The organism is Kitasatospora sp. NPDC058048 (assembly GCF_042885555.1).
Taxonomy (GTDB): domain Bacteria; phylum Actinomycetota; class Actinomycetes; order Streptomycetales; family Streptomycetaceae; genus Kitasatospora; species Kitasatospora lactacystinica.
Window position 1 is genome coordinate 161,819 of record NZ_JBHVRT010000014.1, and the last position, 14,546, is coordinate 176,364.

11 protein-coding genes are annotated in these 14,546 nt (G+C 76.0%); 5 read left to right on the forward strand and 6 right to left on the reverse strand.

The genetic code is table 11. The features are described from left to right. On the forward strand, positions 1-465 hold a 465-nt coding region (locus tag ACFVVA_RS17270; protein ID WP_387690322.1), incomplete at its 5' end, for a hypothetical protein. A gap of 101 nt (positions 466-566) precedes the next feature. Here ACFVVA_RS17270 and ACFVVA_RS17275 read toward each other — a convergent pair. Next, a complete protein-coding gene (locus ACFVVA_RS17275) occupies positions 567-1,418 on the reverse strand; it encodes a class I SAM-dependent methyltransferase (RefSeq protein ID WP_387690324.1) in 852 nt (283 codons plus the stop codon). A gap of 248 nt (positions 1,419-1,666) precedes the next feature. Here ACFVVA_RS17275 and ACFVVA_RS17280 point away from each other — a divergent pair, with 248 nt between their 5' ends. Further along, the gene (locus ACFVVA_RS17280; RefSeq protein ID WP_387690325.1) at positions 1,667-4,990 is read left to right on the forward strand and encodes an ATP-binding protein; all 3,324 of its coding nucleotides are present in this window, start codon (positions 1,667-1,669) and stop codon (positions 4,988-4,990) included. Between the two features lie 10 nt (positions 4,991-5,000). Here ACFVVA_RS17280 and ACFVVA_RS17285 read toward each other — a convergent pair whose 3' ends face one another. Then, positions 5,001-6,251 (reverse strand): cytochrome P450, encoded by a 1,251-nt coding sequence (locus ACFVVA_RS17285; RefSeq protein ID WP_387690327.1) that lies wholly within the window; start codon positions 6,249-6,251, stop codon positions 5,001-5,003. Between the two features lie 205 nt (positions 6,252-6,456). Between ACFVVA_RS17285 and ACFVVA_RS17290 the strand changes: the two genes are divergently transcribed. The 3 genes from ACFVVA_RS17290 to ACFVVA_RS17300 all read left to right on the forward strand — a co-directional run bounded on the left by ACFVVA_RS17290 (position 6,457) and on the right by ACFVVA_RS17300 (position 9,817). Beyond that, positions 6,457-7,398 (forward strand): TIGR01777 family oxidoreductase, encoded by a 942-nt coding sequence (locus ACFVVA_RS17290; RefSeq protein ID WP_387690329.1) that lies wholly within the window; start codon positions 6,457-6,459, stop codon positions 7,396-7,398. A gap of 124 nt (positions 7,399-7,522) precedes the next feature. After that, positions 7,523-8,407 (forward strand): hypothetical protein, encoded by an 885-nt coding sequence (locus ACFVVA_RS17295; protein ID WP_387690331.1) that lies wholly within the window; start codon positions 7,523-7,525, stop codon positions 8,405-8,407. Positions 8,408-8,641: 234 nt separating this feature from the next. Continuing rightward, entirely contained in the window at positions 8,642-9,817 is a 1,176-nt protein-coding gene (locus ACFVVA_RS17300) for a hypothetical protein (protein WP_387690333.1), read from the forward strand. A gap of 137 nt (positions 9,818-9,954) precedes the next feature. Here the strand turns inward: ACFVVA_RS17300 and ACFVVA_RS17305 are convergent, their stop codons facing one another. From ACFVVA_RS17305 to ACFVVA_RS17320, 4 genes are all read right to left on the reverse strand, one after another. Beyond that, on the reverse strand, positions 9,955-10,389 hold the full coding sequence (locus ACFVVA_RS17305) for an SRPBCC family protein (protein ID WP_387690335.1): 435 nt from the start codon (positions 10,387-10,389) through the stop codon (positions 9,955-9,957). Positions 10,390-10,476: 87 nt separating this feature from the next. Continuing rightward, positions 10,477-12,777 carry a condensation domain-containing protein gene (locus ACFVVA_RS17310; protein WP_387690337.1) on the reverse strand — a complete coding sequence of 767 codons (2,301 nt, stop codon included), beginning with the start codon at positions 12,775-12,777 and terminating at the stop codon, positions 10,477-10,479. A gap of 63 nt (positions 12,778-12,840) precedes the next feature. After that, entirely contained in the window at positions 12,841-13,629 is a 789-nt protein-coding gene (locus ACFVVA_RS17315) for an SDR family NAD(P)-dependent oxidoreductase (protein ID WP_387690339.1), read from the reverse strand. Positions 13,630-13,688: 59 nt separating this feature from the next. Next, positions 13,689-14,507 (reverse strand): BTAD domain-containing putative transcriptional regulator, encoded by an 819-nt coding sequence (locus tag ACFVVA_RS17320; RefSeq protein WP_387690341.1) that lies wholly within the window; start codon positions 14,505-14,507, stop codon positions 13,689-13,691. Positions 14,508-14,546: the final 39 nt, after the last annotated feature.

Genomic DNA, 14,546 nt, shown 5'->3' on the forward strand with positions numbered 1-14,546 from the left:
GTCCCGCCCGCGGGCCTCAACGTGTACCAGGGCGCCGGAAGCAACCAGTGGGGAACCGTCGCCGCCGACAAGGCGGACCTGAACGACCTGGTCACCCAGCGGGCCCAGGTCAAGGAGCGGCTCACCCTGCACGGCGGGCTGACCGTCGACAACGTGCTGGAGACGCTGGACGGCCCGCCGCGGCTGGTCGTCCACGGGGAGTCGGAGTTCGAGAAGAAGGTGAACGCCAACGGGCACCTGTCGGTCCGCAACGGGGGCACCTGGGTCCTGCACACCGAGGACGGCCGGATCTCGATCAACGGTGGCCTGCGCGTCGGTGGGGACTCGATGTTCGTCGGGAAGGTGAACGCCAACGGGCACCTCTCGGTCCGGACCGGGGACGCCTGGATCCTGCACACCGCCGACGACAAGGTGGCGATCAACGGCGACCTGCGCGTCCACGGGGCGTTCCGGGCTGACAGCTGACAGCTGACAGCTGACGGCTGACGGCCCCGTCGGCGGCCCCCGCTCCCCGGATCGCCGGGGAGCGGGGGCCGCCGGTCGTCGGACGGACGCGGCGGCGGGGCTCAGATCCGGCGGACGCGCAGCACGCTGGTCAGCATCGGGAGGGTGAACTCGCCGGAGCCGGTCTCCGGCCGGTCGGCGAGATAGGCGTGGGTGGCGTCCAGCAGGGCCGTCCGCTCCTGCTCCGGCATGACCAGGACGCCCGCCTTCGTGGCGAGGGTGGCGGCGAGGGACTGCGCGGTCCGCCGCTGCCCGTGCGGGAACTCCGCCTGCTCCGGCGAGTCGAACCACGCGTCCCCGCCGGACCTGGGCAGGTGCATCCGTGCGGTCGCGGTGCGCCAGCTGACGGGCACGTCGCGCGGGCCGATGGCGGCGGGGCCGGTGACCCGGGCGAGGCCGGCCACCCAGTCGACTCCGTCGTCGAAGACGTTCCACAGTCCGGCCAGCACGCCGGCGGGCGCGAGGACCCGGGCGATCTCCGGGCCCGCGAGGTCCATGTCGAACCAGTGCATGGCGTTGCCGGACACCACCGCGTCGACGGAACCGTCCGCCAGCGGGATCGCCTCGGCGCTGCCCGGCAGTGCGCGCACGTCCGGCAGTGTGCCGCGCAGCTCGGCCAGCATCGCCGGGTCGGGCTCGACCGCCACGACGTCGTGGCCGAGCGCGACCAGGGTGGCGGTGAGCTTGCCCGTTCCGGCGCCGAGGTCGAGCACCCGCGGGCCCGGCGCGGTTTCGAGGGCCCAGCGCACGGCGGCGTGCGCGTAGTCCGGGCGGTGCTCGGCGTAGGCGACCGCCGCCCTGCCGAACGACGAGCTGTGCAGCTGCCGTTCGTCCTGTGCGGACGACTGCCCGGTGCGCGGGTGGTCCGGTGAGGCGTCCTGGTGGTGCCCGGTGGTGTGGTCGGTCCCCGTCATCGAAGCTCCTTCTGATCGGCGGTCTGTGCCGGGTGGGCGCACAGCACGCTGCGGCCGACCGGGGTCGACCCGACCCGGACGGCGTGATGTATCGGTCCGATGTATCGAACCGATACATCGAGACCCTAGGCATCGAAGTGCCGCGGCACAAGGCCCACGTCCGCCGACCGGGGATCAGGACCGTTGCACGGGCAGGTGGTCAAGGAGCCGGGCGACGGCGGCCCGTGGGAGATCGCTAGCCTGACGCGGTGTCGATCGAACTGCGGATACTGTCCACCGTCTCCTGCCGGGGCGAGGAGGTCACCGCCGCCGGATTGCGGGGGCTGCTCGCGCTGTTGGCGCGGGAGGTGCGGGGCGGGTGCGGCCGGGGGAGCCTGGTGGACGGGCTGTGGCCGGAGGGCGGGCCCGAGCGGCCGGAGAAGGCGCTGCAGGTGCTGGTGTCGCGGGCGCGGGCGAAGTTCGGGGCGGACCTCGTCGTCAGCACGCCGACCGGGTACCGGCTGGGGCTCGGAGAGGAACGGGTGGACGCCTCCGCCGTGCTGCTGCACGCCGCCGCCTGCGCCGAGAAGTCGCGGGCCGGGGACCACGCCGGGGCGCTCGCCGAGGCCGAGGCGGGGCTGGAACTCTGGGAAGGGCAGAGCGGGCCCGCCGACCCCGACGGGACGGACCCGGTGTCCGCGCTGCGCGTCGAACGGGACCGTACCCGCCGGGCGTTGCGGCGTGGCCGGGCGCTCGCGCTGGCGCGCACCGGGCGGCACCCGGAGGCCGTCGAGGCGCTCGCCGGGGAGGCCGCCGGGCAGCCGAGGGACGAGGAGGTGCTGCTGGAGCTGCTGCGCAGCGAGGCCAGGACGGCCGGGGCGGCGGCCGCGCTCGGCCGGTACGACCGCTACCGCCGCGGCCTGCGGGACACCCTGGGCGTCGACCCCGGCCCCGAACTGCGGGAACTGCAACAGGAGTTGCTGCGCGGCGAGGAGGCGCCGGTGCGGCGCGGGGTGCCGCACGAGCCGAACGCCCTGGTGGGCCGGGAAGCCGACCTTGCCGCCGTGGCGGAGCTGCTGGGCACCGCCCGGGTGGTGTCGGTGGTCGGCCCCGGCGGGCTCGGCAAGACCCGGCTGGCCGCCGCCGCGGCCCGCGCGGCGACGCAGCGGGTGGTGCACCTGGTGCCGCTCGCCGCAGTGGCCGCCGACCAGGAGGTGGCCGGGGCGGTCGCGGCCGCGCTCGGCACGGGCGACCGGGCGGGGATCGCCGGCGCCCTGGGCCCCGGGCCGGTGCTGCTGGTGCTGGACAACTGCGAGCAGGTGGTGCGCGGCGTCGCCGACCTGGTGCGGGCGCTGGTCGCCGCCCGCCCCGACCTGCGGGTGCTCACCACCAGCCGTACGCCGCTCGGGATCTCCGCCGAAGTGCTGTACCCGCTCCCCGAGCTGGACCGGGCGGCCGCCGTCGAGCTGTTCGCCCAGCGGGCCCGCGCGGCCCGGCCCGACGTCGAGCTGCCCGTCGGTCCGGTCGCCGGGCTGTGCGCCCGGCTGGACGGGCTGCCGCTGGCGCTGGAGCTGGCGGCAGCCCGGGTGCGGGTGCTGACGGTGACCGGGATCGCCGACCGGCTGGCCGACCGCTTCGCCCTGCTGCGCGGCGGACCGCGCGACGCGCCGCAGCGCCACCGCACCCTGCAGGCCGTGGTCGACTGGAGCTGGAACCTGCTGGACCCGCCGGGCCGGGCCGCCCTGCGCGCGCTGTCCGTCTTCCCCGGCGGTTTCACCGCCGAGGCGGCCGAGCGGCTGCTCGGCGGCGCCGCCGACGGCACCGGTGCCGACGTCCTGACCGTCCTGGAGGACCTGGTCGACCAGTCCCTGCTGCGCCTGGCCGACACCCCGAGCGGCGGACGGTTCCGGATGCTGGAGACGGTCCGCGAGTTCGGCGCGGCCGAGCGAACGAAGGCGGCCGAGGACGAGACCGTCACCTTCCGATTCCTCAACTGGGCACGGGAGTTCGGCATCGCCCACCACGACGGCCCGTTCGGCCCGGCGGCCGTGCCGCAGTGGCGGCTGGTCCGCGCCGAACAGGACAACCTGGTCCGCGCGCTGCGCCTGTCCCTCGCCGCCGGGGACGGACCGACGGTCGCCGCCACCGCCGCCGTCCTCGCCGGGCTGTGGACCGCCGAGGGCAACTACGTCCGGCTGCTCGCCCTCGCCGAGGACACCGGCGGCCCGGTCTCCCGGCTGCGCCCCGGGCCCGAACTGCTGGAGCCGGTGCGCACGCTCACCGCGCTGAGCACCGTCAACACCCTGCTCGCCGCGGGCGGCGGGCTCGGCACCGGCACGGGCGCGCTGCGCCTGCTCGCCGCTCTGCGCCGGCTGCCCCCGGCCGCGCCGGACACCCCGGTCCGGGCGATCGCCATCGTGATGGCGGCCGTCCCCGAGGTGCTGGGCTCCACGCCGGACAGTCCGGACGGCGCTGTGAACGGCGCTGTGACCGGCGCTCTGGACGGCCGCCCGGACGGAGGCGCGCTGGCCGTCCTGTGCGCAGCCCCCGAACCGCTGCTCGCCGGTGTGGCCGAGGCGGTGGCCGGCTACCGGTGGGAGCGCGCCCAGGAGACGGAGCGGGCGACCGCCTCGGCGCGGCGCACGCTGGCGGCCGTCGAGGCGCTGCCGGTGCCCTGGCTGCGGGTGCTCGCGCTGGCCCGCCTCGGCGAACTGCACCTGCAGGGCGAGCGCGGCGCCGAGGCGCTGCCGCTGCTGCGTGCGGCGATGGCCGAGCTGGACCGGCTCGGCGACTGGAGCGACATGCTGGGCCTGCGCTGGGGCATGGTGATCGGCAGTCTGCAGGCCGGGGACCCGGACGGTGCCGAACACTGGCTGGAGCTGGCGGTGCGGCACCGGCCGGCCGATGCCGTCGACCTGCTCACCCCCGAGCTGGGCGCCCGGGCGGAGATCGCCCTCGCCCGGGGCGAGGTGGGGACCGGGCTGGCGCTGTGGCGGCGGTCCGCTGCCATGGCCGCGCGGGCCGCGGAGCCGTCGGCGGGAATGCTCGCGCGTGCCGCGGAGCCGTCCGCGGAGCTGCTCGCGGAACGGCTCGCCCGCGGTGCGGAGTGGCCCGCGGAGCCCCTCCCCGACCCGTCCTGGGCGCTGGAGCTGGTGGCGGCCTGCGTGGCCGCGCACGCCCGGCACGGCGAGCCGGACCGGGTGGCCGCCCTGGCCGCCGGACTCCCGGAGCGGCTGGCCGAACTGCTCGACCGGCCCGCCGCCCTGGTGGAGGGCCCGCTCGCCGGGGCGCTGCTGCTGGCACTCGGCCTGGCGGCGCTGGACCGGGGCGCCCGCGACGGCGATCCCGAGCGGACCAGGGCGGGCGTGCGGCTGGTCGTGCTGGCCGAGCGGTTCCGCTGCCTGCGCAACTTCCGGCCGACCATGGGCTCGGCGGAGGCTCGGGCCGAGGCCGAGCGGGCCGACCCGGGGGAGTGCCGTCGGGCGATCGCCGAGTACGGGGCGGCGGACCGCACCGCCCTGGCGGCGGAGGCCCGCCGGCTGGCGGGCGTCCGACCGTGGGGTGCGGACGCCCGAGACCGCGGCCCGCTGTGACGGCGGCCGCTCAGAGCCGCACCGGCAGCCGCAGCAGGTGGAAGCCGTCGGCCGGCCAGTGGCCGAACTCCAGCTCGTCCCGGGCGACCCCCAGCGCCGCCTCCGGGCGCCGGATCACCACCTGCTCCAGGACCACCGAGGTGACCAGCCGGCCGAGGGCTGCGCCCAGGCAGTAGTGCGCGCCGTGGCCGAACGCCAGGTGGCCGTCGCCGCGTCCGAACTCCCGGGCGATGTCGAGGCGTTCGGGCGCCTCGCCGTACTCCTGCGGGTCGTGGTCGGCGGCGAGCAGGGCGACGGTGACCGGGTCGCCGGCGCGCAGCGCCGTCCCGGCGAACTCGAAGTCCTCTGCCGCGTACAGGGTCGCGCCGATCCGCACCAGGGTGACGTGGCGCAGCAGTTCGGGGACGGCCCGTTCCAGCAGTTTCGGCTCGGCGCGCAGCCGGGCCAGCTGGTCGGGGTGGTCGAACAGGGCGAGCAGTCCGTGGGCGAGGAACAGGGCGGGCGGGGTGATGCCGGTGTTGATCAGCAGGACGACGATCGAGATCAGGTCGTCCTCGTCCAGCGGCTGCTCGCCCTCGCGGGTGTCGTGCACCAGGGCGGAGACGAGGTCCTCGGTGCGCTCGGAACGGCGGCGGGCGACCAGTTCCCTGACGTGGTCGACGATGCCGACCAGGCCCTCGACCATCCGGCTGCCGTCGCCGTACGCGAAGTCGCGGATCCAGTCGCAGACCCGGGGCCGGTCGGACTCCTCGACGCCGACCAGCTCGCAGACCAGGTGGGTGGTCAGGGGGTAGGCGAACTCGCCCAGCAGGTCGGCCGGTTCGTCCCGGGCGGCGAGGCCGGCCAGCAGCTCGTCGGCGGTGCGCTCGACGAAGCCGCGCAGGGCGGCGATCCGGCGGGCGGTGAAGGCGCGGGTCAGCGGCGCGCGGCGGCGGGCGTGCTCCCCGCCGTCGAAGAGCGCGAGGTGGCCGGAGAGGTATGTGGCGTACTCGGCGGGGAAGCCGTCGAAGGCGGCGGCCATCAGTTCGTCCTGCGGGTCGGATTCGGCGCCGGCCGGGGCGGCGATGCCCGTGCGGTCCCGGACCAGCCGCGGTTCGGTGAGCGCGGCCTTGACGTCGGCGTAGCGGGTGACCAGCCGGACCGGGGTGTCCAGGCCGGGCAGGACGACCTGGGGCAGTTCGCGCTGTCCGCGGAACCGGGCGTAGGCGCCGGCGGGGTTCTCGATGTCCTCGGGGGTGAGCCGGACGGGGGTGGTGGTCATGCCGGGTGCTCCTTCAGGGCTCTGCCGCCTCGTGGCGGGCTTTCCGATGGCCAGGAGCTTGCCGGGGTCCGCCTTCAACGCGGTTTCAGCACGGTTTCAGTCGTCCGGGGGCAGCGGTCCAAGGACGGATCGAGCAGTGGAATTGAACGCGTTCAGAAGAGTGGGCTAGGCTGGTTCCGAGGAACCGAGGCACGAGGGGGAGCCCATGAAGGTCGTCATTCCCGGCGGATCGGGTGCGCTCGGGGCGCTGCTCGACCGGAGCCTGACCGCCGCCGGACACGAGGTCGTCGTCCTGAGCCGCAGGCCCGCCGGGCCCCGGCAGGTCGGCTGGGACGGGCGGACCCTCGGCGCCTGGGCGGCGGAGATCGACGGCGCCGACGTCGTGCTCAACCTCGCCGGGAGCAGCATCAACTGCCGCTACACGGAGGCGAACCGGCAGGAGATGATGGACTCCCGGGTGCGGTCGACCCGGGTCGTCGGCGAGGCCGTCGCGGCCGCCCGCCGCCCGCCCGCGTCCTGGCTCCAGATGAGCACCGCCACTGTCTACGCCCACCGCCACGACGCCCCCAACGACGAGCGGGACGGCCTGATCGGCGGCAGCGAGCCCGACGCCCCGCCCGCCTGGCGGCACAGCATCGACGTCGCCCGGGCCTGGGAGCGCACCCAGGCCGAGGCCGACACCCCGCACACCCGCCGGGTCGCGCTGCGCACCGCCGCCGTCCTCGGCCCCGAACGCGGCGGCTCCCTCGACGCGCTCTCCTGGCTGGCCAGGCTCGGCGCCGGCGGCCCCGTCGCGGGCGGCGCCCAGTACGTCTCCTGGATCCACGAGCGGGACTTCGCCCGCGCCGTCGAGTTCCTGATTCTCCGAGAGGACCTCACCGGCCCGGTCAACCTCGCCGCCCCGAACCCGCTGCCCCAGCGCGAGTTCATGCGCGAGCTGCGGGCAGCCTGGGGCATGCCGCTGGCCCTGCCCGCCACCCGCTGGATGGCCGAGCTGGGCGCCTTCGCGCTGCGCTCCGACACCGAGCTGCTGCTGAAGAGCCGGCGCGTTGTCCCGACCCGTCTGCTCGACGCCGGCTTCGCCTTCGACCACCCGAGCTGGCCGGAGGCCGCCCGCAACCTCGTCCGGCGGCTGCGCGGCAGATAGCCCGCCGTCGAAGCGCGGCGCCGAGGCTTCGTCACGGGGCCGTCACAGCTCTCCGCCGACGCTTGCCCGGGCCCGGCGGCTCCCGGGAGCGTGGAGCCACACACCGGGGACACCAGGGGGCGGGATGCGGACAGTACGGCTGGCGTTCATGCGGCAGTGGGGAGGCAACATCGGGATCGGCATCGCGCTGGCCGTGGTGGCGATGCTCGTGCTGGTCGGATCCGGTGCCACCGGCCCGGGCGCGGCCACCCTGATCGGGGTGCTGATCGCCGTCGCGGTGGCCGTCGCGGTGCCGCACACCTGCTGGCTGCGGGAGGACGAGGACGGCCTCACCCTGGTCCGGCTGCTGGTTCCGCGCCGCTACGCCTGGTCGGAGATCCGCGGCCTGGCCATGGAGTTCGGGGAGGAGGTCGAGACCAGCGGCCACTACGTCACCCTCCGGCTGCGCCTCGCGGACCCGCCGGGCCGGTTCTGGGGCCCGCAGCTCGGCCGGATCGACGTCACCGGGGACGACCTGCCGCGCGGCACCGAACCGCGCGCCCTCGCCGAGCTGTTCGCCGTGTTCGGCCGGCGCGGACTTCCCGTCGAACGGCCGGAGTTCGCGAACGAGGTACTCCACGTCCGCGGGCTGCCGCCGCTGCCGTCCCGGCCGGTGCGCAGCGTGCCGGCCGGGCCGGTGCCCACGGCGGACCAGGCCTACGCGGACGCCCCGGGCGTCGAGGAGGAGGAGAAGGACCTGGCCGCCCGCCGGAGCACCGCCAAGAGCCCGCCCCGCAAACGGCGCGAGTACCTGCTTCGCACCGCCGCCCGGGCCGACCGCCTGGCACTGGCGGACGGTGACCAGGACATGGGGCAGGTGGTGGGGGCGCGGATCGCGGCCGGGAACCTGACCGAGCATGACGGCGTCACCGCCGACGGAGACGACGCGCGCGCATACGTCCGCCAGCAGTACCTGGACTGGCGCCGGACCTCCGCCGACCGGGGCAGCGGCCGTCGAGGGGGACGCTGATCCGGGGAATCCGGCCGTCCTCCACCGGTCGACGGCCGGCCCCGGCGTAGGGGCCTGCGCGTGCTGCGCCCTGTCAGGTTCCGTAGGAATGTTCGGCGCGGCGTCTACTGCGGGTCGGCGTTTGTCGCCCAGCTCCCCCGAGGCCGCCCCGGCGCGCTCCGGCCGCCTCGTACGCTGGCGGCCGCCGATGCGAACGCGTCGTGCGCACAAGGGGAGGAAATCGTGAAATCGCTCATGAGAAGGGCTCGTTGGCTGGGCGCGGCGGCCGCCGCGGGGCTGCTGCTGGCGCTCGTGCCCGGGGCCGCCACCGCGGCGCAGCCGGTGACCGTCGGGGCCGCGGGGAGCGCCGGGAGCGCCGGGACGGCCGTGACCGCCCGCACCGTCACCGTGGGGTGGTCGGCCCCGGTCGCTGCCGTCACCCCCGACGGCGCCAAGGCCTATGTCGGGGTCGTCGACAACGACAGCGGCCGCACGACGGTCCTCAAGGCCGTCGACACCGCGACCGGCGCGATCACCACCCGACTCACCCTCTCCACGACCCCGTGGACCTACGTCGGCTCGCTGGCCGTCAGCCCGGACGGCACCCGGCTGTACGTGGCCGTCGGTACCTCACGCCTGGTCACCGTCGACACCGCCGACGACACCGTCGTCGCCGACGTCCCGATCCCGGACCAGCCGCGCCCCGACGGGTACGTGCCCGGCACGATCGGCTCCCTCGTGGTCGCCCCCGACGGCACCGGCGTCTACCTCGCCCAGCGCGGGCCGGAGCAGCGCTACGGCGCCCGGCCGGGCCGCGTCCTCGCCTACTCCACGGCCGACCGGGCCTTCACCGCCTCGCTCGACCTCGCCGACTTCGGTGTCGGCTCGATCGTCCTGCGCCCCAACGGCCAGGACGCCTACGTCACCACCGCGGCCGGCCTGGTCCACCTGGCCGCCACCCCCACCTCGCTCACCACCGTCCGAACCTTCACCGCGGGCCACGGGGCCGGCGGCAGTGCGGTCCTCAGCCCCGACGGCAGCACGCTGTACGGCATCGGCGGCTCCGATTCCGACTACATCGTCGACACCGCGACGGACACGGTCACCTCGGGCTTCCACTTCGCGCCGGGGCACGGCTCCCTGCGGGCCCCCGTGATCAGCCCGGACGGGCGCCGCCTGTACGTGGTCAGCCAGAACTCCGGCATCATGGGCCCGGGCACGCCGTTCCCGACCGGCCCGTACTACTCCAGCGTGATCCTCTCCTACGACACCGAGGCCGGCGCGCTCGTCCCCGCCGAGGCCGTCCACCCGCCGAGCGTGGGACGGACCGCCACCCTGAGCCTCGGCCCCGACGGTCACACTCTCTACCTCGCCGGCGACATCTCCCCGACCGTCACGGTGCGCGCCGGCCTCGACATCATCACCCGCTGACCCCGTCGCGGCCCCGACGGCCGTCGGGGCCGGGTCCGACGGCACGGGACGGGTGCCGGCGGGCCGGGAAGCGGTGGTGCCCGACGAGCCGGCGAAGCGTACGGCGACCGGGCGGGTGCCCGTTCCCGCCCGGCCGCCTACGCCCCGAGCAGGTGGTCCAGCACCCGGCCGAAGACCAGACGCCCCGTCCGGGCGAGGACGGGATCGAGCAGTCGCGGCACGCCGGCGACCGTCAGCTCCTCCGTCCAGACCACCGCACTGCCGTCGCCCACCGCCCGGATCCGCAGCTCGGCCCAGCCCCGCACCGGCCGGCCGCGTTTGACCAGCAGGCACCGCCCGTCCCGTCCGGGGCCGGGGGCGACCAGCCCGGTGAGCTCCATCGGGTCGTCGAAGCGCAGCGGTCCCAGGGCCGTCCGGGCCAGGACGAGGTCGCCCGCCGCCCGGCCGGTGCCGCGCACCACGGAGACCCGGGTGAACGGCACCCGCTCCCCGTGCCGGGGCCAGGCCGTCAGCCGCTCCCAGCACTCGGCGGGCGGCAGCGGCGTACGACGGATCAGGACGAAGCGGGCCACGGTCGTCACCCTAGCCGCGGCCGGCCCCGGGCCGCAGCGCGGCGGCTCCAGCGACGACGCAGCAGCTCCAGCAACGCCGCGGCAGCTCTAGCGACGTCGCGGCAGCTCGCCCAGCAGGCCCGCCACCGCGGCCAGGTCGCCGCCCTCGTCGAGCAGCACCACCAGCGGCGGGTGGTGCGCCGGCGCCCCCAGTCGGGCGATCTCGCAGGCGGTGACCCCGAGCCCCGGCGGCGCGACCAGGGCGATCGGCGCGCGGGACTCCAGCAGCGGCCCGAGCACCGGGCGGTACGCGGCCGCGGGCGGGTCGCCCCCGGCGGGGCGCAGCACGCCGAGGGCCTGCGGGCCCGGCCAGCCGCGGGCGGCGCCGGGGTAGCGGGTCTGCGGGGCGCCGGTCGGGGGCAGCAGCAGGACCCAGCCCGCGCCCGGGCGGGCGGCCCGGCGCAGCATGTCCAGCCGAACTGCCGGGGCGGCCGGATCCCCGCCCGGGGAGCCGGTGTCCGCGGGCTCGCCCAGTCGGGGCGCCGGCCGGCCGGCCAGGGTGGTCCGCAGGACCTCGGTGGTGCCCAGCCCGCTCGGCAGGTCCGGGAAGGAGCGCAGCAGGTGGGCGCTCTGGTCGAGCAGCTCGGCGGCGTCCCGGTCGGCGAGCAGGGCGCGGTCGTGGGTGGTGGTGAGGACCAGCCCGCCGGTGGCGTCGTAGTGGGCGGCGAGCGTGATCGGGTACGAGGTGAGGGTGCCGGCCGGGACGGGGCTCTCCACGTGGATGCCGTGCGCGGCCAGGTCGGTCTCCAGCCGCAGGTGGTGCGCCGTGGCGGGCCGGTGCTCCAGCACGACCAGGGAGTTCGGCCGCTGCCCGCGCGCGCCGGGTGTCCAGCGGTGGGCCTGGCCGGGCGCGACCCACTCGTAGGCCGCGAGGTCGAGCACCCCGTCGCGCAGCGCCGCGAGCAGTTGCGGCACGGTGGTGCCCGGCTGCACCCGGACGGAGATCGGCAGCGGGTTGCGCAGGGCGCCGGGCAGCCGGTCGATGCCGTCCAGCGGGATGCCCCGGCCGGAGACCGTCACCGCGAAGCCGACCCGCACCGCCCGGGCCGGGCGGCGGGGCCGGTCGCTCTGCTCGGCGCGGTACAGCAGCAGCGCCCAGGCCGCCTGGAGCGCGCTGCTCTCGCCCGCGCCCCAAGCGGCCGCCCAGCCGCGCAGCCGGACCGCCTCGTACGGGGTGAGGCGGCGCCGGGCCCGGCCGCTGCCGCGCCGGTGCGGATCGGGGGCGAGCGGCAGGACGGGGGTGGCGGGCGGCCGGGTGGACCAGAACTGCCGCGCGGCGTCGGTGCTGCGGCCGGCCAGCCAGCGGGCGTGGTCGCGCAGGTCGGGGCGGCGCTCGCCGCCGGGCAGGACGCCGCCGGTCAGGTAGGCGCGGTAGAAGGACTGGAGCAGCAGCCGCACGCTCCAGCCGTCCAGCATGGCGTGGTGGTAGGTGAGCAGCACCCGGGTGGCGGGGCCGTCCTCGGTGTGCGGCGGGTCGTCGACGAGGGTGGCGCGCAGCAGGGCGGGGCGGCGCAGGTCGAAGCCGCGCCGTCGGTCGGCGGCGAGCAGGTCCTTCCAGTCGGTGGCGTCGTGCCGGTGCCGGGTCACCTCGGGGGCGGCGTGTTCGTGCAGCACCATCCAGGGGTCGTCGGTGCCGTCCTCGTCCCAGTCGAAGGCCGCGCGCAGCACCGTTTCGTGGTCGAAGACGGACTGCCAGGCCGCGGTGAAGCGCTCGGTGTCCAGTGGCCCGTGCCAGTGCCAGGACAGCTGCTCGACGTGCCGCCCGGCGGGCTCGGCCGCGCCGATCACCTGGCGCAGCAGCTCCCGCTGGAGCGCGCTGGTCGGCACGGTGACCGGCTCCGGCGGGTGCGCCAGCGCCTCGCGCAGTTCCTCCAGCACCCCGGCGGCGCGTGCGGGCGGGCCGGACGCGATGCCGACGAACAGCCGCCGGCCGCCGCCCGGGGCGCAGCCGTGACCGCCGTCCTCGACCAGCACCGCCCGCAGCCGGGGACCGGCGGCCAGGCTGCGCCCGAGGTCGGCGAGCACCCGGTCGAGCGCCTCCGGGCCGTCCGCCGTCCGCTGCCACAGCAGTTCCGTCTCGGGCCCGGCGGAGTCCTCGGCGGCGACGGTCCGCAGCGCGGCGCGCAGGGCCTGCGCCGGGTACGTCCGGTGCAGTTCGACCAGGACGAACTCCGGTGCCCGGTCGCGCCGTTGGGCGGCCGGCCGGGGCCGGTCGGCGGTGCCGGCGAGCGCGGCGCGCACCGCCCCCGCGTCCAGCGGCCGGGGCGGACGGCCGGCGGGCAGGCAGGGCGCTGCGGCGCCGGTCACCCGCAAGGTGACGGGTGCGCTGGAGAACTGACGAGTCGTCATGGCTGATCAGCGGGCACCGGAGCCCTCATCCTTCCCGTGGGCCGGCCAGGATCGCGCCGGGGGTTACTGGGTGGCGAGCCCGCCGCAGACGTTCAGCGCCTGGGCGGTGATGCTGGCCGCGGTGGGGCTGGTGAGGTAGCCGGCCAGCGAGGCGACCTCCTCGGGCGTGGTGTAGCGGCCGAGCGGGATGTGCGTCGTGAAGTGCTGGTGGATGGTCTCGGGGGTGGTGTTGTAGGCGGTCGCGTACTCGTGGTGGATCCTGGCGGTGTGCGGGGTCTGGACGTACCCCGGGCAGATGGCGTTGACGGTGGTGCCGGTCGGTGCCAGCTCCTTGGCCAGCGCCCGGGTGAAGCCGATCACGGCGTGCTTGCTCGCGGTGTACGGGGCGCCCAGGGTGACGGCCTGCTTCCCGGCGGTGGACGCGATGTTGATGATCCGCGGGTGCGTGGTGGTGGTGATGTGGCCGTGCCGGAGGGTCTCCCGGGTGACCAGGAAGACGGCGTTCAGGTTGGTGTCGATGACGTCGTACCAGAGGTCGTCGGTGGTGGTGGCGGTCGGGCCGCCGCCGGTGCGGCCGGCGTTGTTGACCAGGACGGTGATCGGGCCGTGCTCGGCCACCGCGTGCCGGATCAGTTCGCCGACCTGGGTGGGGCTGCGGACGTCGCAGGTGAGGCCGTGGGCCTGGTGGCCCTCGTCGCGCAGGGTGGCGAGGGCCTGGTCGATGTCCTTGGCGGTGCGGGCGCAGATGAAGACACGGTGGCCGCGGCTGCCGAGTTCGCGGGCGATGGCGAGGCCGATGCCGCGGGTGCCGCCGGTGATCAGGGCGAGGGGTTTCTCGGGTGCGGTGGTCATGACGTGTCCTGTGGGTGAGGGCTGGGAGAGGTCTGCGGGGACGGCCGTCCGGACGGGGCTCAGGCCGAGTACAGGTTGTAGGTGGTCGGGTGCGCCGTGGTGGGCGTGTTGAGGGCGGGGTCCAGGGTGAGGATCGCGTGCTGGAGGTGTTGCAGGTGCGGGGAGGGCTGGATGCCGAGTTCGCTGGTCAGCCGGTGCCGCAGGTGGTGGTAGGCGGTCAGGGCGCTGGTCTGCCGGCCGGCCCGGTAGAGCGCGACCATGGCCTGGGCGTGCAGGCCCTCGTGGTGCGGGTGCTGGTGGGTGAGGTGGGTGAGCTCGGGGATCAGCTCGTTGTGCCGGCCGAGCCGCAGGTCGGTGTCGATGCGGCGCTCCAGGGTGATCAGCCGGCTCTCCTCCAGCCGCATGATCTCGATGGTGAGGATCGGGCCGGGCCGGACGTCGACCAGGGCGGGTCCGTGCCAGAGGGCGAGGGCCTGGCGGAAGTGGGTGGCGGCCTGGTGGTCCTGGCCGTGGTTGAAGGCGTGCTGGCCCTGGGTGGTCAGCAGGTTGTAGGTGTGGACGTCCAGGTTGTCCGGGTGGGTGGTGAGCTGGTAGCCGCCGTGCCGGGTGGTGAGGATGTCCTTGGCGGTGGTGTGCGGGGTGGGCCCAAGGGCCTGGGTGATCCGGCGGCGCAGTTGCAGGATGTACGTCTGCATGGTGGTGAGCGCCTGTCTCGGAGGGTCGTCGCCCCAGATCTCCTCGATCAGGGTGGCCGTCGGCAGGATCCGGTTCGGGTAGAGCGCCAGGAGGGCGAGGATCTGGCGTTGCTTGGCGGCGGTGGGGACGACGGAGATGCCGTTGAGGTCGGCGGTGAGGGGGCCGAGGACCCTGAGGTGCATGGCGGTTCTCCTCTCGTGCGGGGGGTCGGGGACTCGGGG

Coding starts and splice junctions, on each gene's coding strand:
- ACFVVA_RS17295 (WP_387690331.1), top strand. CDS start 7,523: ATGCGGACAGTACGGCTGGCGTTCATGCGGCAGTGGGGAGGCAACATC.
- ACFVVA_RS17310 (WP_387690337.1), bottom strand. CDS start 12,777: ATGACGACTCGTCAGTTCTCCAGCGCACCCGTCACCTTGCGGGTGACC.
- ACFVVA_RS17320 (WP_387690341.1), bottom strand. CDS start 14,507: ATGCACCTCAGGGTCCTCGGCCCCCTCACCGCCGACCTCAACGGCATC.
- ACFVVA_RS17275 (WP_387690324.1), bottom strand. CDS start 1,418: ATGACGGGGACCGACCACACCACCGGGCACCACCAGGACGCCTCACCG.
- ACFVVA_RS17315 (WP_387690339.1), bottom strand. CDS start 13,629: ATGACCACCGCACCCGAGAAACCCCTCGCCCTGATCACCGGCGGCACC.
- ACFVVA_RS17300 (WP_387690333.1), top strand. CDS start 8,642: ATGAGAAGGGCTCGTTGGCTGGGCGCGGCGGCCGCCGCGGGGCTGCTG.
- ACFVVA_RS17290 (WP_387690329.1), top strand. CDS start 6,457: ATGAAGGTCGTCATTCCCGGCGGATCGGGTGCGCTCGGGGCGCTGCTC.
- ACFVVA_RS17285 (WP_387690327.1), bottom strand. CDS start 6,251: ATGACCACCACCCCCGTCCGGCTCACCCCCGAGGACATCGAGAACCCC.